The 23307-nt window shown below is 60.1% G+C and carries 20 protein-coding genes, 1 tRNA gene and 1 pseudogene; 4 read left to right on the plus strand and 18 right to left on the minus strand.

All coding sequences use genetic code 11. The annotated features are described in order from the left end of the window. From queC to nadA, 3 genes are all read left to right on the plus strand, one after another. Complete coding sequence (queC, locus tag ACA056_RS06100; RefSeq protein WP_497271234.1) at window positions 1–693, plus strand: 7-cyano-7-deazaguanine synthase QueC; 693 nt, start codon at window positions 1–3, stop codon at window positions 691–693. 63 nt (window positions 694–756) lie between these two features. Further along, a tRNA-Lys gene (locus tag ACA056_RS06105) sits at window positions 757–832 on the plus strand. A 272-nt stretch (window positions 833–1104) separates the two neighbouring features. Next, entirely contained in the window at window positions 1105–2163 is a 1059-nt protein-coding gene (nadA, locus tag ACA056_RS06110) for a quinolinate synthase NadA (protein ID WP_095132682.1), read from the plus strand. A gap of 62 nt (window positions 2164–2225) precedes the next feature. On the opposite strand, the gene ACA056_RS06115 is transcribed toward nadA, so the two are convergent. From ACA056_RS06115 to gcvH, 6 genes are all read right to left on the minus strand, one after another. Beyond that, window positions 2226–2714, minus strand: coding sequence for an RDD family protein (locus ACA056_RS06115; protein WP_111451447.1), 489 nt, complete (start codon window positions 2712–2714; stop codon window positions 2226–2228). Between the two features lie 96 nt (window positions 2715–2810). Further along, window positions 2811–3023: a cold-shock protein gene (locus ACA056_RS06120; protein ID WP_014339904.1), complete on the minus strand. Its 213-nt coding sequence runs from the start codon at window positions 3021–3023 to the stop codon at window positions 2811–2813. 402 nt (window positions 3024–3425) lie between these two features. Next, the gene (gcvT, locus tag ACA056_RS06125; RefSeq protein ID WP_497271238.1) at window positions 3426–4550 is read right to left on the minus strand and encodes a glycine cleavage system aminomethyltransferase GcvT; all 1125 of its coding nucleotides are present in this window, start codon (window positions 4548–4550) and stop codon (window positions 3426–3428) included. A gap of 38 nt (window positions 4551–4588) precedes the next feature. Continuing rightward, a complete protein-coding gene (locus ACA056_RS06130; protein ID WP_497271240.1) occupies window positions 4589–5965 on the minus strand; it encodes an L-serine ammonia-lyase in 1377 nt (458 codons plus the stop codon). Between the two features lie 230 nt (window positions 5966–6195). Beyond that, window positions 6196–9048, minus strand: a complete 2853-nt coding sequence (gene gcvP, locus ACA056_RS06135; RefSeq protein ID WP_497271242.1) for an aminomethyl-transferring glycine dehydrogenase — start codon at window positions 9046–9048, stop codon at window positions 6196–6198. Between the two features lie 12 nt (window positions 9049–9060). Next, window positions 9061–9444, minus strand: a complete 384-nt coding sequence (gene gcvH, locus ACA056_RS06140) for a glycine cleavage system protein GcvH (RefSeq protein ID WP_497271244.1) — start codon at window positions 9442–9444, stop codon at window positions 9061–9063. 44 nt (window positions 9445–9488) lie between these two features. On the opposite strand from gcvH, the gene ACA056_RS06145 reads away from it, so the two are divergent. After that, window positions 9489–9647: a hypothetical protein gene (locus tag ACA056_RS06145; protein WP_497271246.1), complete on the plus strand. Its 159-nt coding sequence runs from the start codon at window positions 9489–9491 to the stop codon at window positions 9645–9647. Between the two features lie 255 nt (window positions 9648–9902). On the opposite strand, the gene gcsR is transcribed toward ACA056_RS06145, so the two are convergent. The 12 genes and pseudogenes from gcsR to gap form a co-directional block, all read right to left on the minus strand. Further along, window positions 9903–11411 (minus strand): transcriptional regulator GcsR, encoded by a 1509-nt coding sequence (gene gcsR, locus ACA056_RS06150; RefSeq protein ID WP_497271248.1) that lies wholly within the window; start codon window positions 11409–11411, stop codon window positions 9903–9905. A 268-nt stretch (window positions 11412–11679) separates the two neighbouring features. Further along, window positions 11680–12045: a DUF5064 family protein gene (locus tag ACA056_RS06155; protein ID WP_497271250.1), complete on the minus strand. Its 366-nt coding sequence runs from the start codon at window positions 12043–12045 to the stop codon at window positions 11680–11682. Window positions 12046–12308: 263 nt separating this feature from the next. Then, window positions 12309–13637: a CoA transferase gene (locus ACA056_RS06160; protein ID WP_497271252.1), complete on the minus strand. Its 1329-nt coding sequence runs from the start codon at window positions 13635–13637 to the stop codon at window positions 12309–12311. A gap of 172 nt (window positions 13638–13809) precedes the next feature. Further along, window positions 13810–14565: a methyl-accepting chemotaxis protein gene (locus tag ACA056_RS06165; RefSeq protein WP_371917827.1), complete on the minus strand. Its 756-nt coding sequence runs from the start codon at window positions 14563–14565 to the stop codon at window positions 13810–13812. 102 nt (window positions 14566–14667) lie between these two features. Next, window positions 14668–15948: pseudogene (locus ACA056_RS06170) on the minus strand (methyl-accepting chemotaxis protein); the annotation flags it as partial. Window positions 15949–16126: 178 nt separating this feature from the next. After that, window positions 16127–16516, minus strand: a complete 390-nt coding sequence (locus ACA056_RS06175; RefSeq protein ID WP_497271254.1) for a YbaN family protein — start codon at window positions 16514–16516, stop codon at window positions 16127–16129. A gap of 70 nt (window positions 16517–16586) precedes the next feature. Continuing rightward, window positions 16587–17195 carry a biliverdin-producing heme oxygenase gene (locus ACA056_RS06180; protein ID WP_497271256.1) on the minus strand — a complete coding sequence of 203 codons (609 nt, stop codon included), beginning with the start codon at window positions 17193–17195 and terminating at the stop codon, window positions 16587–16589. A gap of 115 nt (window positions 17196–17310) precedes the next feature. Further along, window positions 17311–19902 (minus strand): TonB-dependent receptor, encoded by a 2592-nt coding sequence (locus tag ACA056_RS06185; protein WP_497271258.1) that lies wholly within the window; start codon window positions 19900–19902, stop codon window positions 17311–17313. 122 nt (window positions 19903–20024) lie between these two features. After that, window positions 20025–20933 (minus strand): FecR family protein, encoded by a 909-nt coding sequence (locus ACA056_RS06190; protein ID WP_497271260.1) that lies wholly within the window; start codon window positions 20931–20933, stop codon window positions 20025–20027. 195 nt (window positions 20934–21128) lie between these two features. Beyond that, a complete protein-coding gene (locus tag ACA056_RS06195) occupies window positions 21129–21647 on the minus strand; it encodes an RNA polymerase sigma factor (protein ID WP_497271262.1) in 519 nt (172 codons plus the stop codon). Window positions 21648–21737: 90 nt separating this feature from the next. After that, window positions 21738–22202 carry a methylglyoxal synthase gene (locus ACA056_RS06200; RefSeq protein WP_497271264.1) on the minus strand — a complete coding sequence of 155 codons (465 nt, stop codon included), beginning with the start codon at window positions 22200–22202 and terminating at the stop codon, window positions 21738–21740. A 16-nt stretch (window positions 22203–22218) separates the two neighbouring features. Continuing rightward, window positions 22219–23220, minus strand: a complete 1002-nt coding sequence (gap, locus tag ACA056_RS06205) for a type I glyceraldehyde-3-phosphate dehydrogenase (protein WP_046056143.1) — start codon at window positions 23218–23220, stop codon at window positions 22219–22221. Between the last annotated feature and the right edge of the window lie 87 nt (window positions 23221–23307).

The raw sequence follows: 23307 nt of genomic DNA on the forward strand, positions 1-23307 counted from the left end.
ATGACTGAACAACTGAACACTGCTGAAAAACGTGCGGTCATCCTGCTGTCCGGCGGCCTCGACTCCGCGACCGTTGTGGCCATGGCTCGCGATGAAGGCTACAGCTGCTACACCATGAGCTTCGACTACGGTCAGCGGTCTCACGCCGAATTGCACGCCGCCGAACGTGTTGCGCGCGACCTGGGTGTGGTCGAACACAAGGTGATCGGTCTGAACCTGAATGGCATCGGCGGTTCGGCACTGACAGATAGCAGCATTGATGTGCCGGAAGTGGCGGGTGAAGGCATCCCGGTAACTTACGTGCCGGCGCGCAACACGGTGTTCCTGTCCCTGGCTCTGGGCTGGGCTGAAGTGCTGGGCGCGCGTGACATCTTTATTGGTGTGAACGCCGTGGATTACTCCGGATACCCGGACTGCCGTCCCGAGTTCATCGAGTCTTTCGAGCGCATGGCCAATCTGGCGACCAAGGCCGGCGTAGAAGGGCCGGGCTTCCGTATTCAGGCGCCACTGCAGAACCTGAGCAAGGCGCAGATCGTCCAGGCAGGCGTGAAGCTGGGTGTTGATTATGGGCTGACTGTTTCCTGCTATCAGGCCGACGATAATGGCCGCGCATGCGGCAAGTGCGACAGCTGCCGCCTGCGTGCAGAAGGCTTTGCGGCAGCCGGAATCAGCGACCCAACACCTTATTTTTGATTTATTTCAAATTAGGTGTTGAATAGTCCTTAAAAATCAGTATTATACGCGCCACCACACAGCGGGTCGTTAGCTCAGTTGGTAGAGCAGTTGGCTTTTAACCAATTGGTCGTAGGTTCGAATCCCACACGACCCACCATTTTTTGTAGCAGTTTTAAAAGTCTGGAAGGCCCACGCAAGTGAGGATTTCCGGATTTTTTTTTGCCTGCGATTTGAGCTCGCCCAATTCCGGGCTGCGACCCGTGACACAGGTCAGAATCATCTTTTGCATCCACGGGATATTCTGTAGCCTTGCGCAGCTTCAACGTTGTCCGTGCCTGATGATACTCACTCTCCCGGCGGTACCCTGAAGGGTCCGGAGCCGGGTGTATACTCGACTTTCGCGCGAAAGCGCCTGCAGGTCTTGCGAACATGACGCAGATTTCCGAACGCCTTCTGGTTCAAGCCCACCTCGACGCCAAGCAGCCCAAACCGCTGACTGCCGAGGAGGAGGCCTATTACCGTGCCGCCATCGCTGCCGAGCTCAAGGCTCAGGATGCGGTGCTGGTTGCTCACTTCTATTGCGATCCGGTCATTCAGGCCCTGGCTGAAGAAACCGGCGGTTGCGTCTCCGACTCGCTGGAGATGGCCCGCTTCGGTAGCGCTCACCCGGCCAAGACCGTGGTGGTCGCCGGTGTGAAGTTCATGGGCGAGACCGCCAAAATCCTCAACCCTGAAAAACGCATCCTGATGCCAACCCTGGAAGCGACGTGCTCGCTGGATCTGGGTTGCCCGGTGGACGAGTTCTCGGCGTTCTGTGATCAGCACCCGGAACGTACCGTGGTGGTGTATGCCAATACGTCGGCGGCGGTCAAAGCCCGGGCGGATTGGGTGGTGACTTCAAGCTGCGCGCTGGAGATCGTCGAAAGCCTGATGGATAACGGCGAAACCATCATTTGGGGCCCGGATAAACATTTGGGCACTTACATCCAGCGTCAGACCGGCGCGGACATGCTGCTGTGGGACGGTGCCTGCATCGTTCACGAAGAGTTCAAGTCCAAGCAGCTCGAAGACATGAAGGCGCTGTACCCGGACGCAGCGATTCTGGTGCACCCGGAGTCGCCGACGTCGGTGATCGAGTTGGCGGATGCCGTCGGCTCCACCAGTCAATTGATTGCGGCAGCGCAGAGCCTGCCGAACAAGACCTTTATCGTCGCCACTGATCGCGGCATCTTCTACAAGATGCAGCAGCTGTGCCCGGACAAGGTCTTCATCGAAGCGCCAACGGCCGGTAACGGCGCAGCATGCCGCAGTTGCGCACATTGCCCGTGGATGGCGATGAATACCCTTGAGCGCACGCTGAAGAGCTTGAAGGAGGGGACTAACGAGATATTTGTCGATCCAGCGCTGATTCCACAGGCGATTCGGCCGCTCAAGCGCATGCTCGACTTCACACAGGCTGCGCGGATGAAATTAGCCGGAAACGCCTGATTCGCCGTCAGTGAGCCAAAAAAAACGCCCCGATTGATCGGGGCGTTTTTGCATCTGCTGGATTACTTGGTTTTCTTTGGAATCCGCACGAGCTGGGTATTGGAGTAGATGTCATGCCAGCTGCGTTTCTGTTTATCAAACAGCGACCAGAAGAACCCCAGCCCGACGCACAGCAAGGACGCGATCGACACCACAAAGCGCAGCAACGCCTGCCACAGACTGATGGATGAGCCGTCGGCGTTTTGCACGCGGATGCACCAGACCTGCATGCCCAGGGTCTGACCGGACCAGGTCCAGAATTTGGCGAAGAAGCCGAACAGCACAAACAGCAGCACCGTTGAGAGCAATGGATCGCCGTCCAGCGCGCCGGCTTCGGTCAGGGTGCGCATTTTGTCTTCGCCGATGATCGCCATCTGGATCATCTTGTAAATGCCGCTGGTGACGATCAGCAGGGCGGTACACAACAAGAAGTCGTAGAACATCGCTGCCAGGCGACGACCCAGGGTGACGGCAGGAAAGTCGCCCTGGGGTTTGAGCAGGTGTTTCGACATGGCAGCCTCTTGACGGAAAAAAGAATCCATTTTACGGATTTACGCGCACAAAAAAGCCCCTGATGTCAGCATCAGGGGCTTTTTCGTTACAGAAGATTAACCTTCTGCTTGTACCTCGTCAGCCTGCATGCCTTTCTGGCCTTGCACAGCAACGAAAGTCACTTTCTGGCCTTCTTTCAGGCTCTTGAAGCCGTTGCCCTGAATAGCGCGGAAGTGCACGAACAGATCCGGACCGCTTTCTGGAGTGATAAAACCAAAACCTTTCTCGTCGTTAAACCACTTGACGGTACCGCTCTGACGATCAGCCATTTCTTATTTCCTTTGACGCTAAATTAATGACAGCCTCCTTCTTGTGAAAGAGTACTGGGGCTGGTTGCAGGAGAGTAAGAAGACGTCGAACGGGATGTAGCTAACTTGTAGGCTACTGCCCAGGTCACGATTCCAAGCGACCCATGCAAACACAGTGAACAAACTCTACGCCAACTACGGGAGAAAAAACAAGCCCTGTGGAGAGCCCGTATTTGCTCGCGCTGGGGCGTTTATGCCGCAACTAGTGTTGGCTTATGCAATCACCGTGTTCAATTGTTTTCGATCGATATAAGCAACGTTCATAAACGAAGCTTACAGGTAAAGTGATGCACTGTTTTATGGCGGTTGCGTTACACATTAGTGCACTGTTAACGCAACCGCGTTACTTATAGAAACAGTCAATCAGCCACGGTAGTAGCGTTGTGGAACGAATGGCATTTTGCTTACAAGCAAAGGCACCTTTTTCCCACGAACAATCGCCCATACCGGCGTCTCGAGAGCGATGTAAGCACTGTCGACGTAACCCATCGCCAGAGGGCCGCCCAGGGTCGGACCGAAGCCACCGCTGCAAACCGCACCAATGATGTCGCCTGCTTCATTGACGATCTCCGCACCTTCGCGCACCGGCGTGCGTTCCTGAGGCAACAGGCCCACGCGTTTGCGGCTGACACCGGCTTGTTGCTGTCCGAACACGGTTTCAGCGCCTGGGAAGCCGCCGGCACGTGCGCCATCAGCGCGACGAGGCTTGGAGATGGCCCACAGCAGGCTAGCTTCAATCGGGGTGGTCTCGGTGTTCATGTCGTGGCCGTAGAGGCACAGGCCGGCTTCCAGGCGCAGGGAGTCGCGAGCGCCAAGGCCGATGGCTGCCACTTCAGGTTCGGCCAGCAGGGCGCGAGCCAGGGCTTCGGCGTTGGCGGCCGGCACAGAGATTTCGTAACCGTCTTCACCGGTATAGCCCGAACGGCTGACAAAACAGTCCACACCCAGCAGTTTTACGCGGGCGAACTGCATGAAGGTCATCTTCGCCACTTCAGGCGCCAGGCGCGCGAGCACGGTGACGGCGGCCGGACCTTGCAGCGCCAGCAGGGCGCGTTCTTCAAACAGCGGCTCGATAGTGCACTGGTCGCCGATGTGTTGGCGCAGATGCGCCAGGTCCTGGTCCTTGCAGGCGGCGTTGACCACCAGGAACAGTTCGTCGTTACCCAGGTTGGCGACCATCAGGTCGTCGAGGATGCCACCGGTTTCGTTGGTGAACATCGCGTAACGCTGCATGCCCACCGGCAGGTCGATGATGTCGACCGGTACCAGGCTTTCCAGCGCCTTGGCGGCATTGGCGCCGGTCAGGCGGATCTGGCCCATGTGCGAGACATCGAACAGCCCGGCCTGATCACGGGTGTGCTGGTGTTCTTTCATCACGCCGAGCGGGTATTGCACCGGCATGTCATAGCCGGCAAACGGCACCATGCGGGCGCCGAGTTCGATGTGCAGTGCGTGCAGCGGGGTTTTCGACAGTTGTTCGGTGGACATATTCAGCTCCTGAAAAAGTGTGCAGATGCGCGTAAGTATCAGCACTCGATAATGTTGACCGCCAAACCGCCACGGGCGGTTTCCTTGTATTTGCTTTTCATGTCGGCGCCGGTCTGGCGCATGGTGCGGATGACCTTGTCGAGTGAGACGAAGTGTTGACCGTCGCCGCGCAAGGCCATGCGTACCGCGTTGATGGCTTTTACCGAGCCCATGGCGTTGCGCTCGATGCAAGGCACTTGCACCAGCCCGCCAATCGGGTCGCAGGTCAGGCCGAGGTTGTGTTCCATGCCGATTTCGGCGGCGTTTTCCACTTGCTGCACGGTGCCACCGAGGACTTCGCACAGGGCGCCGGCTGCCATGGAACAGGCCACGCCGACTTCACCCTGACAGCCGACTTCAGCGCCGGAGATCGACGCGTTTTCCTTGTACAGAATGCCGATCGCGGCCGCGGTCAGCAGAAAACGCACGACGCCGTCTTCGTTGGCGCCGGGGATGAAGCGCATGTAGTAATGCAAAACAGCGGGGACGATCCCTGCCGCACCGTTCGTAGGCGCAGTCACCACGCGCCCGCCGTTGGCGTTTTCTTCGTTGACCGCCAGTGCGTAGAGGTTGACCCAGTCCAGCACCGACAGCGGATCGCGCAGTGAAGACTCCGGGTTCTTGCACAGTTGCCGATGCAGGGCTGCCGCCCGACGTTTGACCTTCAAACCACCGGGCAGGATGCCTTCGTTGCGGCAACCGGCAGCGACGCAGTCCTGCATGACTTGCCAGATTTTCAGCAGGCCGGTGCGGGTTTCTGCTTCCGGGCGCCAGGCACTTTCGTTGGTCAGCATCACCTGGCTGATGGACAAGCCATAGGTGGCGCAGTGACCGAGCAAGTCCTTGGCGCTTTTGAACGGGAAAGTCAGTGGCGTGGCGTCTTCGACGATGCGGTCGGCGCCGGCGGCGTCTTCATCGACCACAAAACCACCGCCGACCGAGTAGTACTCGCGGCTGCGGATTTGTATGCCCGCCGCATCGAAGGCGCGAAAGATCATGCCGTTGGGGTGATAGGCCAACGGTTTGCGAATCATCGCCAAATGTTCTTTCTCATTGAACGCAATGCTGTGTTCGCCGAGCAGGTTCAAGCGACCATTGCCACGAATCTCTTGCAGACGGGCGGCGACGGTTTCGGTGTTCACGGTGTCCGGGTGTTCGCCTTCCAGGCCCAGCAACACAGCCTTGTCGCTGCCGTGGCCTTTACCGGTGGCGCCGAGTGATCCGTAGAGCTCGACCTTGACGCAGGTGGTCGCGGCCAGCAGCCCTTCACGGCGCAAACCTTCGGCGAATCGTGCCGCAGCACGCATCGGGCCGACGGTGTGGGAGCTGGAGGGGCCGATGCCAATCTTGAACAGGTCGAACACGCTTAAAGACATGGTTGTTCTCCGGTTTCTTGTTATAGGTATGGGCGGAATCTGGTGCCTGGCACCGAACCCTGTGGGAGCGAGCTTGCTCCGGGCGGCGTTCCGACGATAGCGGTCTTACAGTCGACATTTATGGTGAATGTCAGTCCGTCATCGTCGGAACGCCGCCCGGAGCAAGCTCGCTCCCACAGGGTTTTGTGGTGTTCTTGAAAGTGGGGCGAGTAAACCCGCCCCCTATTCGTTTAAGCGTAGCTTTCGATCGACGGGCAGGCGCAGATCAGGTTGCGGTCGCCAAACACGTTGTCGACGCGACCGACCGGTGGCCAGTACTTGCCTTCGATCAGCGACGCAACCGGATACACCGCTTGCTCACGGCTGTACGGATGCGTCCACTCGCCGACGATTTCCGCCGCGGTGTGCGGGGCGTTTTTCAGCGGGTTGTCGTCCTTGTCCAGGGTGCCGTTTTCCACTGCGCGGATTTCTTCGCGGATGCGGATCATGGCGTCGCAGAAGCGGTCCAGTTCTTCCTTGGATTCGCTTTCGGTCGGCTCGATCATCAGCGTGCCGGCGACCGGGAACGACATGGTCGGGGCGTGGAAGCCGAAGTCGATCAGGCGCTTGGCCACGTCATCGACGCTGATGCCGCTGCTGTCTTTCAACGGACGCAGATCGAGGATGCATTCGTGCGCCACCAGGCCGTTGCTGCCGGTGTACAGCACTGGATAGTGCTCTTCGAGGCGACGGGAAATGTAGTTGGCATTGAGGATCGCCAGCTGCGAAGCGCGCTTCAGACCCGCGCCGCCCATCATCCGAATGTACATCCAGGTGATCGGCAAAATGCTCGCGCTGCCGAACGGTGCCGCGCAGACCGCGCCTTCCTTGCGCTCCATGGTGCCGTGCCCCGGCAGGAACGGGGTCAGGTGCGACTTGACGCCAATCGGGCCGACGCCCGGGCCGCCACCGCCGTGGGGGATGCAGAAGGTTTTGTGCAGGTTCAGGTGCGACACGTCGCCGCCGAACTTGCCTGGGGCGCAGAGGCCGACCATCGCGTTCATGTTGGCGCCGTCGATGTACACCTGGCCGCCGTGGTCATGAATGATGCCGCAGATTTCGCGGATGCCTTCTTCGAACACGCCGTGGGTCGACGGGTAAGTGATCATCAGCGCGGCGAGGTGCTCGCGGTGCTCGATGGCCTTGGCGCGCAGGTCTTCGATGTCGACGTTGCCACGGGCATCGCAGGCGGTGACCACCACGCGCATGCCGGCCATGTTGGCGGTGGCCGGGTTGGTGCCGTGGGCGGAGGACGGGATCAGGCAGATGTCGCGACGGTCTTCGCCACGGCTCTGGTGATAAGCGCGGATGGCCAGCAGGCCAGCGTATTCACCCTGGGAACCGGCGTTCGGTTGCAGCGAGATCGCGTCGTAACCGGTGGCGGCGCAGAGCATCGCTTCCAGTTCATCGGTCAGCTGCTGATAGCCGGCGCTTTGCGCGGCCGGAGCGAACGGGTGCAGGGCACCGAATTCGGCCCAGGTCACCGGGATCATTTCGCTGGCGGCGTTGAGTTTCATGGTGCACGAGCCCAGCGGGATCATGGTGCGGTCCAGCGCCAAGTCCTTGTCGGCGAGCTTGCGCAGGTAGCGCATCAGCTCGGTTTCCGAGTGGTAACGGTTGAACACCGGGTGGCTGAGGATTGGCGACTGGCGAACCAGCGCGGCCGGGATGGTGCTAACCACGGAGGCGGCGAGGGCGGCGAAGTCCGGCAGAGTCTTGCCGTCGGCCAGCAGGGCCCACAGGGTTTCCACGTCAGCTTGCGAGGTGGTTTCGTCGAGGGACAGGCCCAGACGTTCAGCATCGACCACACGCAGATTGATTTGTTTTGTACGTGCTTTTTCGTGCAATGCGGCAGTGTTGGCGCCGGTCTTGATCGTCAAGGTGTCGAAGAAGCTGGTTTGTTCGACGTTCAGACCGATTGCGTTCAAGCCTTGGGCCAGAATGGCGGTCAGGTGATGAATGCGATTGGCGATCTGGGTCAGGCCTTTCGGACCGTGATACACGGCGTACATGCTGGCGATGTTGGCCAGCAGCACTTGCGCGGTGCAGATGTTGCTGGTGGCTTTCTCGCGGCGGATATGTTGCTCGCGGGTCTGCATCGCCAGGCGCAGCGCCGGCTTGCCGAAACGGTCGACGGAGACACCGACCAGACGGCCCGGCATGTCGCGCTTGAACGCATCTTTGGTGGAGAAATAGGCCGCGTGCGGGCCACCGAAGCCCAGCGGTACGCCAAAGCGTTGCGCGCTGCCGATGGCCACGTCGGCGCCGAATTCGCCTGGCGGGGTCAGCACGGTCAGGGCCAGCAGGTCGGCGGCGACGGCCACCAAGGCGTTGGCGGCGTGGAAGCGTTCGGTCAGTTCGCGGTAGTCGAACACATCACCGTTGCTCGCCGGGTATTGCAGCAGGGCGCCGAAGAACGGCGTCACGTCGGTCAGTTCAAGTTCGTCGCCGACCACCACGTCGATGCCCAACGGCTCGGCACGGGTGCGCAGCACGTCGAGGGTTTGCGGGTGGCAATGCACGGAGGCGAAGAACGCGTGGCTGCCCTTGTTCTTGCTCAGGCGTTTGCAGAAGGTCATGGCTTCGGCGGCGGCGGTGGCTTCGTCGAGCAAGGACGCGTTGGCGATCGGCAGGCCGGTGAGGTCGCTGATCAGGGTCTGGAAGTTCAGCAGCGCTTCGAGACGGCCCTGGGAAATTTCCGGTTGGTACGGGGTGTACGCGGTGTACCAGGCCGGGTTTTCCAGCAGGTTGCGCAGGATCGGCGACGGCGTGTGCGTGCCGTAGTAGCCCTGGCCGATGTAGGTCTTGAACAGCTGGTTTTTGCCGGCGATGGACTTGATCAGGGCCAGGGCATCGGCTTCACTCAGGCCGTCTTCGAGGCCGAGGACGCTGGTGCCCTTGATGCTGTCGGGGATGACGCTGGCACTCAGGGCTTCCAGCGAGTCGAAGCCGAGGCTATTGAGCATGGCTTGCTCGTCGCCGGAGCGCGGGCCGATATGGCGGGCGATGAATTCGTTGGCAGTGGTCAGATTGACTTGAGTCATGTTGGGCGCTCCTCAGGCTTCGGCGTTGGCTTTGATCAGACGGTCGTAAGCGTCTTGATCCAGCAGTTTGGCGACAGCCGATGCATCGGTTGGCTGGAAGCGGAAGAACCAGCCTTCACCCAGCGGGTCTTCGTTGACCAGTTCAGGGCTGCTGTCCAGCGCCGGGTTCACTTCCAGCACGTCACCGTCCAGCGGCATGTACACGCCGCTGGCGGCTTTTACCGATTCCACGGTGGCGGCTTCAGCGCCTTTGTCGTAGGACTGCAGCTCAGGCAGTTGTACGAAAACCACGTCGCCCAAGGCGTTCTGTGCGAAAGCGGTGATGCCGACTGTGACAGTGCCGTCAGCTTCGGTACGCAGCCATTCGTGATCTTCAGTAAAACGCAACTCGCTCATGGAAACTCCTAAGGGGGCCAGACTCGTCTGGTGGACGCGATTGAATGCTGGGCAAAGCCCTGCTTTATGGATGGTTACTAAGCAAAATCGCGGCCAATGTTTTTTTATTGTTAAAAATCAATAACTTATATGTTTGTTCGGGGCGCAAGGATTTGTTGGCTGTAGCGAAATCGCTACAGTCCAAGGCGGAGAAAAAAGCCTAAGTGGATCAAAGCCTTGCACAGCGGTGATCAGGAGAGGGTGTAGCGATATCGTTCCGCTGTAGCGCTTTCAGTACAGGTGGAGGTCGCTTTTAAACACGGTTTAACGTTCAACATAGATCCCTGTGGGAGCCGAGCTTGCTCGCGATGGCGGTAGGTCAGTCACCATTGATTTCGACTGAGATACCGCCATCGCGAGCAAGCTCGGCTCCCACAGTGGGCTGTGGTGTTTGAAGGATTGTGTTTCAGCCGCAAGACTTACGGCTTGTTAGGAATCCCGTACTTGCGCAACCGATGGGCGATCGCCGTGTGGGAGGTTTGCAGGCGGCTGGCCAGTTGGCGGGTCGAGGGGTAGCTGACGTAGAGCTTTTCCAGCAGGGTCTTCTCGAATTCTTCCATCGCCTGCTCGAGGCTATCGACGTCGCTGTCACTCTGACGCGCCACGGATGTGCCGGCGATATCAAGGTCGCCAATGTCGACCAGGCTGCTTTCGCAAATCGCAGCGGCGCGGAAGATCACGTTCTGCAGTTGCCGCACGTTACCCGGCCAGCGATTGCCCAGCAGTGCCGGATAGGTGCCTGGCGCCAGGCGACAGACCGGACGCTGGATCTGCGCGCAGGCCTGCTGCATGAAGTAGCGGGCCAGCAGCAGGATGTCCTGGCCACGTTCGCGCAGCGGCGGGACTTCGACGTTCAGGACGTTGAGGCGATAGAAGAGGTCTTCACGGAACGAACCTTCACTGACCATTTTTTCCAGATCGCGGTGCGTGGCGCTGAGGATCCGTACATTGACCTTCACCTCACGATCCCCGCCCACCCGGCGGAAGCTGCCGTCGTTCAAGAAGCGCAGCAATTTTGCCTGCAAATACGGCGACATCTCGCCGATCTCATCGAGAAACACCGTGCCCTGGTTGGCCAGTTCCATTAGCCCCGGTTTGCCACCCCGTTGCGCGCCGGTGAAGGCGCCGGGGGCGTAGCCGAACAGTTCGCTTTCGGCGAGGTTCTCCGGCAATGCCGCGCAGTTCAGCGCCAAAAATGGCGAACTGTGCCGAGCGCTGATGGCGTGGCAGGCACGCGCCACCAGCTCTTTGCCGGTGCCGGTTTCGCCCTGGATCAGCAACGGCGCATCGAGGGCTGCAACGCGCTGGGCACGGGCCTTGAGGGTCCGAATCGCCGGGGACTCACCGAGCAGCGCATCGAAACCTTCGGCATGGTCATGGTGCAGCGCCGAGAGGCGTTCGCCGATGCGGTTGGGTTGATACAGGGTCAGCAGGGCGCCGGCGTCGGTAATCGGTGTAGCGTCCAGCAGCAACGTCTGGCCGTTGACGGTGACTTCCCGCAGCGGCAGACGGAAGCCGTTTTCCAGCAGGGCTTCGAGCAGTGCGGGGTCGGCGAACAGGTCGGCGATGCTTTCGCCGTCAGGCTCGCGACCGTACAACGCAATCAGTGCCGGGTTGGCCAGCAGCACCTTGCCGGCACTGTCCAGCGCCAAAACCGGGTCAGTCATGGCCGCGAGCAACGCATCAAGCTGCAGATGCCGACGCTGACCGGGAAGAATGTCGACCACCGTCACCGCTTGCACGCCGCGCACGCTGAACAACGCATCGCGCAGCTCTTCGAGGACTTCCGGGCTCAGGGTCGGGGCGTCGATATAGACGTTGGGCGGGACCATTTCCACCGCATCCAGATTGAGATTGCGCCCACCGAGCAGGGCCAGGACTTCCTGGGTAATGCCGACGCGGTCGATGAAGCTGACGTGGATACGCATGGGGCGTTGTTGGGTTCTGGAGTGCGGAGGGTGGCAAGTATGCCTTGGAGGAGGGCTGGGGTGAAATCTTGAGATTTATGGTGGATTCAAAAGCCACCCCTCACCCCAGCCCTCTCCCCCGTGGGGAGAGGGGGAAAGGGGGCAGATATTTGTCGCTTTCAAAGCCTGAGTTCAACTTGGACTTTCAGGTCGATGTTCATCGAAAGAGCAACTCGGTCAGTCCCCTCGCCCCTCGCCCCTCGGGGAGAGGGTTAGGGTGAGGGGGCCTTCAGATTCGATCCAGATGCTCAGGTTTGACCGGGTCGCCGGATTTGACGTCGAGCTGCGCCCGCACATCTTCAAACATGGCGTCGTACTCCTTGTGAATCGAGCCGATACTGGCCTCTTTGGGCATCCCGTACTTCTGCGCGATGCGCGTGGCATGCCGGGCGAAGTCGAACGCTTGATCCTTGGGCAGAAAGAATTCTTCCTTCAACTCCTTGTCCCCAACCGTGCCATGCATCTTGAAGAGCATACCTTCGCCTTCCTTGGGATCCTGGGCGACTTCATAGTCGATGCTCAGGCTGTAACTGTAATCGTCCTTGTTCAGCGCTTGGCGCTCGATGTGCAGGTGACCGGGCTCGAACGTTGCCATTGGCATCTCTCCTTCAAAAAGGCATTGAATCAGGGCAGACCTCAGGCTTGCCCTCGGAGTTTCTTTTATTGATAGCTCATCCGGGTGTCGCCGTGTCCGAGAGTGGACCGATCACCGCGACTTTTCCAGTCTGTCGGGCGAACTTGGTTCATCTTGGTCAGCGTGGTCTCATTGGCGGGATTGGTGACTGGACGGCGTAATACATTGCTTTGCGGCAGTTGCGCGATCCGGAGGCGTTTCCGAGCGGGGGAACGATCAGTCGGCTACCACTGCGCGCGATGGGAGCCCAATTCCGAAGCTGCAAGTGTCCATTGCAATGGCGTCCCCGTAATCTTCAGCGGCACATGAAGTCGATGCGCCGGTCCCCATGGCGTCTGTTCAACCAACAGCCCTTGATCGTTGCCATCCTCCGCCCGCAACGGCTCATCTGTTCCCGGGCCATTTTCAATCAGCAACTTCGCCGTACGCGCCAACGATAAGCGCGCCGATCCACTACGCCCCAACAATCGAATCGCACTGGCCGCCATCAAATACCCGGTGGCGTGATCGAGCGCTTGCAAGGGTAATGGCGTCGGCTTGTCCGCGCGTTTCCACTGCGTGCCGGCGTCGGCGATCCCGCTGCTCATTTGTACCAGGCTGTCGAAGCCGCGGCGGTTCTGCCATGGGCCGCTCCAACCGTAGGCATTGAGGCTGACATCGATCAGGCCGGGCGCCAGCTTCTGGCGTTCGGCGACGCCGTAACCCAGGCGCTCCAGTGCGTCGGCGCGGTAGCCGTGGAGCAGAATGTCAGCGTCCTTGAGCAGGCTTTCGAACACCGCGCGATCAGTCTTGTCGTGCAGGTCCAGGCGCGCGCAGCGTTTACCCAGGGTGACTTCCGGCACCACGCCCGGTTCGTTCCAGGTCGGTGGGTCGATCCGCAAAACGTCGGCGCCGAGGCCGGCCAGAAAACGGCTGGCGATCGGTCCGGCGAGCACTCGGGTCAAATCGAGCACCTTGATCCCGGCCAGCGGTTGCGCCACCGAACCTTGCCACGGTTTCGCGTTCTGGCGGCTGTTGTCAGCAAACTGAATCAGCGGCTCGGCGTTCACCGCCTGACCTTGGGGATGCGCCTGCCATTGCGCCCAGCTACGCATCTCGGCGGCGCAGCCACCAGCATCGACCACGGCTTGCTCCAGATCGCTTTTGGCCCATTGAGCAACCTTGCTCGCCATCGCTGCACGGTCGGCACAGGCGCCGAGCACTTTTTCGGCGGCGGCACGGTGGTGGGGCGCATTGGTGTGCAGGCGGATCCAGCCATCCTGTGTGGCGTAGTCACCGGCGACCGGGTCCCAGAGCGGCGGGACGCTCCAGCCTACCGGGCGGATCGACGTGGCGAACCAGAAAGAGGCGAGGCGACGGTCGACCTCAAGGGTGGGTAAGCGACCGGTTTGTTGCTGGAGCCATTCGCTGACAGCCTGGCCGGCAGCGGCAATGCTGGCGCACGCCAGGTCGGTGACAGCAAACGCCGAGGGCAAGGCGCCGCTCGAGGTGAACTTGACCTGGGTGTGAGGCAAGCCGAGTGCGGCTTGAATGGACGTGAGTAAATCAGTCATCGAAGGCCCTCCGGAACGAGAGCCCGAGCATAGATCAAATCAGGAGACAGGCCAGAAGAAACCTGTGGGAGCGAGCTTGCTCGCGATAGCGGTTTTTCAGTCGACATCCATGGTGAATGTCAGTCCGTCATCGCGAGCAAGCTCGCTCCCACAAGGGATCTGCGGTGGATCGTTATACGCGAAACTGATCCATCAATTTCATTTGATGCGAGGTCAACGAATTGAGGTGGCTGCTGATCTGCGCCGATTCGGTGGCCTGGCCGGTCAGGGTTTCGGTGACGGTACGGATCGCCGAGACGTTGCGGTTGACCTCTTCGGCTACCGCGCTTTGCTGTTCGGCGGCGCTGGCGATTTGCAGGTTCATGTCGCTGATGACCGTCACCGCGTCGCTGATTTTGCTCAAGGCCTGCACGGCTTGCTGGATCTGCCCGGCGTTGCTGTGAGCCTGGGTCTGGCTCGAATGCATCGTGGCCACCACGCCGCGAGTGCCGGTCTGGATGCGCTCGATGACAATGCGGATTTCTTCCACCGAATCCTGGGTGCGTTTGGCCAGGTTGCGTACTTCATCGGCGACCACGGCAAACCCGCGACCGCTCTCGCCGGCACGCGCCGCTTCAATCGCCGCGTTGAGCGCCAGCAGGTTGGTTTGTTCGGCGATGCTGCGGATCACCTCCAGCACCGAGCCGATCTGCTCGCTGTTGACCGCCAACGCTTCGACTTCGGTCACGGCCTTGCTGACTTCGTCGGCCAGTTGGTTGATGTCGCGGGTGCTGCGTTCGATGATCTGCATGCCGTCGCGAGCCGACTGGTCGGCACCCTTCGCCGCGTTAGCCGCGTTCGAGGCACTGTTGGCGACGTCGTGGGCGGTGGCGCTCATTTCGTTGGACGCGGTGGCGACCTGGTCGATTTCGCGGAACTGCACTTGCATGCCTTCGCTGGTCTGGCGGGCGATTTCCGAAGACTGGTCGGCCGTGCCGCGCGCATCGGTGATGCTTTGTTTGATCTGCGCGATGGTCGGTTGCAGCTTGTCGAGGAAGCGGTTGAACCAGCTCACCAGTTCGCCCAGTTCGTCTTTCTTGCTGTAGTGCAGACGCTGCGTCAGGTCGCCGTCGCCGCTGGCAATCGCCTTGAGCATCTCGGCTACGCTGTTGATCGGCCGGGTCACGCCGGACGCCGTGAACCAGATCAGCAACAGTCCGACCAGACCGGCAATCACCGCCACCAAAACGGCTTTGATCGTGCCACTTTGCTGGGCGTCATCGAGTACGGCTTGCAACTTCACCGAGTCGCCCAGTAACACTTGTTTTGGCAGGTCGATCACCACGCCCCAGGCTTTGGACTCGGCAATCGGACTGACCGGGTACACCGCACGGATCAGGTCGCCCTGTTCGAGAATCTTCGGCGTCCCACCGCTGAGCAGTTGCAGGACGTCCTTGCCGTCTGCGCCCAGGGTGTCGCCGATGCTTTTGCCGACCTTGCTCGCGTCCACGCTGTAACCGGCGAGCACGCCGCTGCCGGAGACGATCAGCATGTGCCCGGCGCTGTTGAACAGGTCACGTTGGGAGTCGACCGCCGCTGCTTGCAGGGCGTCGAGGGCAATGTCCACACCGACCACGCCGATGGATTTGCCATCCACCAGCAGCGGTACGGAAATGGTGGTCATCAGCATTTCCTTGTCGGCGACGGTATCGGCATACGGGTCGAGCAGGCAGGTGCGCTTGCTGTCGCGAGGGCAGGTGTACCAGCTGTTATAGGGCGTGCCGCTGAGGCTCAAGGTGGTTTTGGTCATGTCCTCTTCGACCATGATCGTGTTGATCCCGACACCACCGGCACGGCTCCAGTAGCTGGCGAAACGACCGGCTTCGTTGGATTGGCGAGCCGCATCATCGGCGAATTCGCTGTCCTTGCCGTCGAGGCCATTGGGCTCGAATGCCAGCCAGATGCCGAGCACTTTGCTGTTGCGCTCGAAGGCGGTTTTCAGGCTCTGGTTCAACTCTTCACGCAGGGCGCCGGCGTCAAGGGAGCGCGTGCTCGCCATGTTGCGCATGTCCTCGATCTGATCGGCCAGGGCGGTCACCACCAGCAGGCTTTCGCCGAAGGTCTTCTGCACCCGCACCGCTTGCTCGGCGGCCTTGGCCTGGAGCAGGTTCTGCACGCTGGCGGTGAGCATCTTGCTGCTGGAGGCACTGACCAGTTCATCGTTCTGATCGGTCTGGTAGATGTTCATGCCAACGATCAGGACGACCACGCCCAGCAGGCACAGACCGGACAGCAGGACGATTTTCAGGCGGATGGAGAGAGAGTCGAACATGGGACGAACTCGCGAATGGATGAGGTGTTGGCTGTGAGTCGGGATCGACCCGGTTCGCCAAGTCCATTCAGCGCTATTTAATGCACATCGGCGTGGGCGCAGGTTGCATGAACGCGAAGCCGACGAACGGTAGGAGGTGACCGTTTGCGCAGGGAAATGCCCTGAAAAGGGCAGAAATTCAGGAGATTTCCGGCAGCGATTCCGGCCGCGACCAGATCCACAGATTGCCCAGGCTCATGCCGGCAATCGCAAGAAAGATCGGCCAGCCATGATCGAGCATCGCCAGCATCAACCCGGCGCACAGCAGCATGCTGACGGTGGCGCTGACCTTGGCTCGGCGGGCGATGATTTTGCCGTTGCGCCAGTTGCGCAGGATGGAACCGAACAGCCGATGGTTTTCCAGCCAGGCGCTCAGGCGCGGCGAACTCTTGGTCGCGGCCCAGGCGGCCAGCAGGATGAACTCGGTGGTCGGCAGGCCGGGTATGACGATGGCGATCATGCCGATGCCCAGGCTGAGGTAGGCGAGCAGACCGAAGAGGATTCGGGCGAGTTTTGAGGAGGCAGGCATGGACTCAAGGGAGGTCGTAAGAGGCAAGATCGGAATTTGGAAGACCTGCTCCCACAGGGAATGCATTCCGTCAGGCGAGTTCAGGGGTGCTGGCATAAGCCTGTTCCAGCAACACAGTGAAGCGGTTGAACGCGTCGATAGCGCCTTTATCCAACTCGGCTTCTTCTTGTGCGTTGAGTTCCAGCCCGTCGAGGGTTTTGACGAAGCTCTTCCAGCCTTCAGCGCGGCCACCGGCCGGTTCAGCGAGATGACGAGCGCCGAAGGTTTCGCTCAAGCCGAGACCCACGGCGCGCTTGATCAGGAATGCTGCGCCGAGTTTCGAACCTTCCGACACGAACAGCCAACCCTGCGCCTCGGCTTTGGTCGGGTTTTTTACGGCACCGGCTACGGGTGCTGGAACTTCAGTGTCCAGATCTGCCAGATCCGCCTTGGCTGCTTCAGCACGGCAGCGAGCTGGCAGGTCCGGGACGATGGCGGTCAATTCGGCATCGTTGTACAGCGACATCAGTTCCGACTGAAACAAATACTGAGCCACCACGAAACGCGCGAAGTTGGCCTGGGTTTCAAACGGTGCGTGGGCTTTGACCAAGGCATCAAGCTTGGTATGAGGCTCGTTTGTGATCTGGTTCAAACGTTGCGAACGCAGAGCAGGGCGTTGAGCAGTGTCCTGAGTGGTCATGAGAAGTCCTTGGGAAAAAGAGGCGCTTGGTAGCGAGACGAATGACGTGGCGCCAGACAGTAAAAAAAACCTCACTGCGCCACTTCTCTAAAAGCAGCGCAGTGAAGTGGCAGGGTCAGATATCCCAGACCAGATTGACCGCGAAGTTGCGACCCGGTTGGGTCAGGCGATCAAGGTTGGCCGGGCTCAGCACTGCCGCTTCGCCGACGCTGTCGTAACCGCGCACGTCATCCCACAGCCAGTACTTTTTGTCGGTCAGGTTGTAGACGCCAGCGCTGACGGTTACATCGTCGGTGACTTTGTAGAAGCCGGTCAGATCGAGCACGCCGAAGCCCGGCGACTTGAACTGGCTGCTTACACCGTCCGGCGACTTGAAATTGCTGTCGTCGACGCGATCCTTCTTCTTCACCAGCGTCCAGCTGAGTAAACCGCCGTAGTTGTCCTGGTCGTAACCGAGACCGAAAACACCGGTCAGCGGGTTGACGCTGTTGATCGGCTCGCCGGTGTCGTTGTTGCGGCCGTAGGCGTAGGCCACCGAGCCTTGGGTGTAGAGACCTTGTGGTGCGCCGAGCGCGTCGAGGTTCAGACGGCCCTTGATCTCTGCGCCCTTGATGGTCGCGTGTTTGATGTTGTTGCTCTGGAAGGTCAGCTCGCTGTAACCAGGGGTGATCGCGTCTTCGTTAATGAAGTCGCGGTACTTGTTATAGAACACCGCCACATCGAACGAGCCGGACTCGAAGTTGCCGCGCAGACCGGTTTCGTAGCTTTTGCTTTTTTCCGGTTCCAGGTCCGGGTTCGGTGCCACGCTGTAGCCGGTGGTGGTGTTCTCGAAGCGCCCGTACAACGCCTTGGCGGTTGGCGTGCGGAAACCTTCAGCGTACTGGCCATACCAGGTGTACTGATCGGTCAGGGCATAGGTCAGGCCGAACTTGGGTGAAACTTTGTGCCAGGTTTTGTTCTCATCGCTCACGGTGCCGCGACCGTCAGCGGCCACGGTACTGAGGAATTCCTGGGTGATGTGCGGCTTGAGCTGGGTGTAGTCGTAGCGCAGGCCCGGCAGGAAGGTCCACTTGTTCCAGCTGATCTCATCCTGGGCGAACAGGCTGTAGGTATTGATGGTCGGGTCCGGGAAGTCGCTGGATTTTTTCAGCACATCGGCCGCGCTGGTCGCGCCGATGGCCGTACAGCCGCGACCGACCGCCAGGCACTTGCCGTCGCCGCTGCGCGAGCCGGTGACTTTCTGTTGCTTGAGGGTGGTGCCGTAAGTCAGCAAGTGCTCGGTGTCAGCGATGTTGAAGGCTTTATCCAGTTGGGCATCGAAGACCCACTGTTTCTCTTCGTAAAGAGTGTCGCGGGTTCGCAGCACTCTACGGGTGATCGGGAAATAGAATTCTTCGGTGCTCTGATCGGTTTTGGCGGTCTGGTGATTCAGGCTCCACTTGACGTTGTCTGCCATCAGGCTGTCGAGTGCGAAGCTGTGTTCCAGGCCGAAACGCTCACGGGTAATGGTGTCGTTGCCGGTGCGCCACTGGTACATGCCGCCGGGCAGCACGCTATTCGGGATAGTCGGCTGGCCGTTGAAGTACGGGCCGCCGTAAGCGCTTTTCTGATCGGTGTCGCGATCGTCCTTGTACTTCTCGTAGGTCACGCCAAGGCGTGAATCTTCATTGTAGTTCCAGCCAATCTTGGCCAATACGTTGGTGGCTCGCACGTCTTCCGGGTTGGCCGCGGTACGGTCCAGACCGGTGCCGTTGTTGCTGCCAAAGGAATCGGTTTCGTGACCATCGCGCTGGCTGTAATGGAGCAAGCCATCGAACTGATCGGCACGGCCGGCGACGGTGGCGGACTTCAGCCAGCTCTCGTCAGCGGAGCTGTAGCCGGTCTTCAGGCGAGCGCCGACGTCTTGGCCGGGCTTGATGATGTCGTCCGGGTCGAGGGTGAAATAGCTGACGGCGCCGCCGATGGCGTTGCTGCCGTAGAGCACCGAGGCCGGGCCGCGCAGAATCTCGACGCGCTTGATGATTTCCGGGTCGACGTAGTTACGCTGGGTTTTGGCATACGGGCCGTTGAAGAAACCGTTCGGAATCTCGACGCCGTCGATTTGGGTCAGGATCCGGTCGCCGTCGATGCCGCGAATGTTGTAGCCGCTGATTCCGCCGCGGGTCCCGGTACCGCCCACCGATACGCCCGGTTCGTAGCGCACCAGATCCTTGATGGTATTCACGTTGTTGCGGTCCAGCTCTTCACGGGTGTGAACGGTGACGGTGCTCGGCACGATGTCGATGCTTTGTTCCTGGCGAGTGGCGCTGATGGTCACCTGGTCCAGGTTGAGCGCGCTGCTGTTGCTGCGTTTCTCCAGCACGATGTTGTTGGTGCCCAGTTTGCGATAGCTCAGATTGGTCCCCACCAACAGGCGATCGAGGGCTTTCTCTGGCGGCAGCGAACCCCGTACGCCCGGCGAGGCCACGCCTTCAGCCAGTTCTGCCGGCAAGCCGACCTGCCAACCGGTCACGGCGGTAAAGGCATTGAGTGCCGAGACCAACGACTGCTGAGGGATGGCGAACGCGTAATCACCCATGTTGCGGGTCGGTTGCTCTGCCGCGGTGGCGGCGCAGAGCTGCGCGCTGCCGGCCATCAGGATGGCGGCGGTCAGCAGCGACAGCACGCGAGAAGGTGAAGAAGGTTGGCGGGTAAGGCGAGAGGACATCGATAGCGCTCCGTGTCGCACGAATCTTTATAGGTGCTGATCGGCACCTGTAGATGCGAATCAATTGCATTGGCTATAACGAGACGTACGGGGGATAGCTATCGAGTAAAAATAATTCTCATTTAGTTCAAAATCACCAGCGCCGGGAATTCCTGAAGTCGCGCCGAGGTGATATGGGCCAGCGAACGGACCACGTCCAACGGCTGGTCGAGGCGGTAATTGCCGGTGACGGCGATGTCGGCCAACTGCTCGTTGTTGTTGATGATCCAGCCTGGATAGTAACGACGCAGCTCCGCCAGCACCTGGCTCAGCGGGCAGTTTTCGAACACCAGTCGACCCTGGACCCACGCCAGGTCGGTCGCGGCATCGAGTTTGGCGGGGCGATCGAAACCGTTGGGGCCGATGCGGACGCTTTCTCCGGCGGACAATCGAATTCGCGCGTCATCGCGGGTTGCTCGCAAGTCGACGTCCCCACGCTGCACCCGGACCTGTGCCACACCGTCCAGATAACGCACCGCAAACGCGGTGTCCCGAACGCTGGCCTTGACCGGCCCGGCGTCGATTTCCAGCGGCTGGCCGCGATTGGCCGCGACCTCGAAAAACGCCTCGCCCTGATACAAACGGGCAACGCGTTGTTGATCGTTGATGGTGCTGGAGAAGGCCGAATTGGTATTGAGCAGGACTTTCGAGCCGTCCTCCAGTTGCAGACGCTGGCGTTCACCGACCACGGTCAGGTGATCAGCCTGCAGGCGCATTGGCAGATTGCTGAAGCTGAACAAACCGAGGATCAGCACGGCGGCGGTGGACAAGGGTTTCCAGTGCGGACGCAGGCGCGACAGAACGGTCACTTTCGGCGGCCGGGCGGCCAGGCTTTGCGCGCATTGCACGACCTGCGGGCCTTCCCAGACCGCCTGAGCCTTGGCGAACGCCTCGGCATGCAACGGATCGGCGGCCAGCCAGTCGTGAAACTGTCGGGTCTGTTCCTCGCTCGGACTGTCCAGCACGATCAGCCAGTCCAGGGCCTGGTCCATCGCGCTTGCGGGGTCCCACGCCGGGGAGGGCGGAGGGGGGGCGGGGGGAGGCACTGGAAGCGTGTCCGTCACGGTGTTTCCTCGGCAGTGTCTTGGCACCGCTGTTTTTTTAGTGGAGCTTGAAAGTGGGCAAGGGTAGCAAAGCCCGATAGTCAGTGCAGGTCATCCTCACAGCTAGAGAATTAGCCTACAGATTCAGTCGCCGTTTAACCGTTCGGCCACGCCGATGCAGATCGCCATGATCAATTTCAGCTCCTTTTGCACCGTGCTCAATGACACGCCAAGCTTCTCGGCGATCTCCAGATAGCTGTGCCCGTGCAGACGGCTCAGGATGAAAATCTGCTGCTGACGGGGGCTGAGTTCATTGAGGCTCACGTTCAAACGCTCAAGCAATTGTTCGGCATGGGCGGCGTCCTCGGCACTGCTGGCGGGGGCGGCGACGCTTTCCACCACGTCCAGCGGCACGTCGTCGAGCATCGTGCGGGACTGAATGCGCCGCGCACGCAAATGGTCCAGCGCCAGGTTGCGGGCGGTCTGGAAAACGAACGGTTCAAGGTGATCGATGGCCCGCTCACTGAGCGCCCGGGTCACTCGCAGGTAGGTCTCCTGCAAAAGGTCTTCGGCGGTGCTGTGATTGTTGACCATCCGCTCCAATGTGCGCAGCAGAGAGACTCGCTGGGCGATGAAGACGTGATTGAAGCGAGATTGACTCACGGGAGAACCTGATCCATTTCGAGCGAATGATAATGCTTATCATCCGCTAGAATGGTCAAGTATTGATTTGTGAAGCTGATTTGCTAAGGACTACGCGCGGCCCAGCAGATAGGTCGCGTAATCGGGGATGCGGTGCGGGTGCGCCTGCTCCATCATCGGGCTGCTGAGCAGGTAGTCGGCGCTGCATTCGTTGCAGGCCACTGGAATGTTCCAGACCGCCGCGACGCGCAATAACGCCTTGATGTCCGGGTCGTGCGGCTGTGGTTCGAACGGGTCCCAGAAGAACACCAGCATGTCGACCCGCTGCTCGGCGATTCGCGCACCGAGTTGCTGGTCGCCGCCCAATGGGCCGCTGATCATGCTCTCCACAGGCAAATCCAGGCGTTGTTGCAACAACAACCCCGTCGTGCCGGTGGCGACCAGTTCATGCTGTGCGAGCCTGTCTTTCTGCCGCTCCGCCCAGTCCAGTAAAAACACCTTGCAGTGGTCATGGGCGACCAAGGCAATACGCTTGCGCGCTGCCATGGTCTTCTGCGTAAAGCTGATACCGATCATCGAGTGCTGCTCCGGTTTACTCTGCGTTGCACAGCGCCAGGCAGTTATCGAGCATGCGGTTGGAGAAGCCCCATTCGTTGTCGTACCAGGCCAGCACCTTGAGCAGCTTGCCGCTGGACTTGGTGTGGTTGGCATCAAAGATCGACGACAGCGGGTTGTGGTTGAAGTCGCTGGAGACCAGCGGCAGGGTGTTGTAACCGAGAATCTTCGAGTGCTGGCTGGCTTCTTTGAGCAGCGCGTTCACTTCATCGGCCGACGCTTCGCGTTTGAGTTGCACGGTCAGGTCCACCAGCGACACGTTGATCACCGGCACGCGTACCGACATACCGGTCAGTTTGCCCGCCAGTTCCGGCAGCACCAGACCGACCGCTTCAGCCGCGCCGGTTTTGCTCGGGATCATGTTCTGGGTGGCCGAACGCGCACGATACGGATCGACATGATAGACGTCGGTCAGGTGCTGATCGTTGGTGTAGGCGTGAATAGTGGTCATCAGACCGCTTTCGATTCCCAGCTCGCGGTGCAACACCTGGGCCACCGGGGCCAGGCAGTTGGTGGTGCACGAAGCATTGGAAATGATCTGGTGCGATTGGCGCAGAATGTCGTGGTTAACGCCATACACCACCGTGGCATCGGCGCCTTTGGCCGGGGCCGAGATGATCACTTTGCGTGCGCCGGCCGTAATATGCGCGGCAGCTTTGTCGCGGTCGGTGAACAAACCGGTGCATTCGAATACGACGTCAATCTTCTCGGCAGCCCAAGGCAGTTCGGCCGGATTGCGAATGGCGCTGACAGAAATACGGTCGCCGTTGACGGTCAGGCTTTCCTGATCGTGCTGGACATCGGCATCGAACGTGCCGTGAACAGTGTCGTACTTGAGCAGATGAGCGTTCATCGCGCTGTCGCCCAGGTCATTGATGGCAACGATCTGCAGATCCTGGCGATAACCTTGGGTATACAGTGCGCGCAGAACGTTACGGCCAATTCGGCCAAAACCATTGATTGCGATTCGAAGAGTCATTTAACAGGGCCGCCGTCGTTTTGTTGTTGGAATTACAAGATTATTCGCATAAAAATAGAAAACAAGCCTTTTTAATGGCAATATTTT

It is taken from the genome of Pseudomonas sp. LBUM1666, assembly GCF_059695775.1.

Coding starts and splice junctions, on each gene's coding strand:
- ACA056_RS06130 (WP_497271240.1), bottom strand. CDS start 5,965: ATGTCTTTAAGCGTGTTCGACCTGTTCAAGATTGGCATCGGCCCCTCC.
- queC (WP_497271234.1), top strand. CDS start 1: ATGACTGAACAACTGAACACTGCTGAAAAACGTGCGGTCATCCTGCTG.
- gcvP (WP_497271242.1), bottom strand. CDS start 9,048: ATGACTCAAGTCAATCTGACCACTGCCAACGAATTCATCGCCCGCCAT.
- ACA056_RS06175 (WP_497271254.1), bottom strand. CDS start 16,516: ATGCCTGCCTCCTCAAAACTCGCCCGAATCCTCTTCGGTCTGCTCGCC.
- ACA056_RS06145 (WP_497271246.1), top strand. CDS start 9,489: ATGCTGGGCAAAGCCCTGCTTTATGGATGGTTACTAAGCAAAATCGCG.
- ACA056_RS06165 (WP_371917827.1), bottom strand. CDS start 14,565: ATGCAAGTGCAGTTCCGCGAAATCGACCAGGTCGCCACCGCGTCCAAC.
- ACA056_RS06200 (WP_497271264.1), bottom strand. CDS start 22,202: ATGATCGGTATCAGCTTTACGCAGAAGACCATGGCAGCGCGCAAGCGT.
- ACA056_RS06115 (WP_111451447.1), bottom strand. CDS start 2,714: ATGTCGAAACACCTGCTCAAACCCCAGGGCGACTTTCCTGCCGTCACC.
- ACA056_RS06180 (WP_497271256.1), bottom strand. CDS start 17,195: ATGACCACTCAGGACACTGCTCAACGCCCTGCTCTGCGTTCGCAACGT.
- nadA (WP_095132682.1), top strand. CDS start 1,105: ATGACGCAGATTTCCGAACGCCTTCTGGTTCAAGCCCACCTCGACGCC.
- gcvT (WP_497271238.1), bottom strand. CDS start 4,550: ATGTCCACCGAACAACTGTCGAAAACCCCGCTGCACGCACTGCACATC.
- ACA056_RS06155 (WP_497271250.1), bottom strand. CDS start 12,045: ATGGCAACGTTCGAGCCCGGTCACCTGCACATCGAGCGCCAAGCGCTG.
- gcvH (WP_497271244.1), bottom strand. CDS start 9,444: ATGAGCGAGTTGCGTTTTACTGAAGATCACGAATGGCTGCGTACCGAA.
- ACA056_RS06190 (WP_497271260.1), bottom strand. CDS start 20,933: ATGGACCAGGCCCTGGACTGGCTGATCGTGCTGGACAGTCCGAGCGAG.
- gap (WP_046056143.1), bottom strand. CDS start 23,220: ATGACTCTTCGAATCGCAATCAATGGTTTTGGCCGAATTGGCCGTAAC.
- gcsR (WP_497271248.1), bottom strand. CDS start 11,411: ATGCGTATCCACGTCAGCTTCATCGACCGCGTCGGCATTACCCAGGAA.
- ACA056_RS06185 (WP_497271258.1), bottom strand. CDS start 19,902: ATGTCCTCTCGCCTTACCCGCCAACCTTCTTCACCTTCTCGCGTGCTG.
- ACA056_RS06120 (WP_014339904.1), bottom strand. CDS start 3,023: ATGGCTGATCGTCAGAGCGGTACCGTCAAGTGGTTTAACGACGAGAAA.
- ACA056_RS06160 (WP_497271252.1), bottom strand. CDS start 13,637: ATGACTGATTTACTCACGTCCATTCAAGCCGCACTCGGCTTGCCTCAC.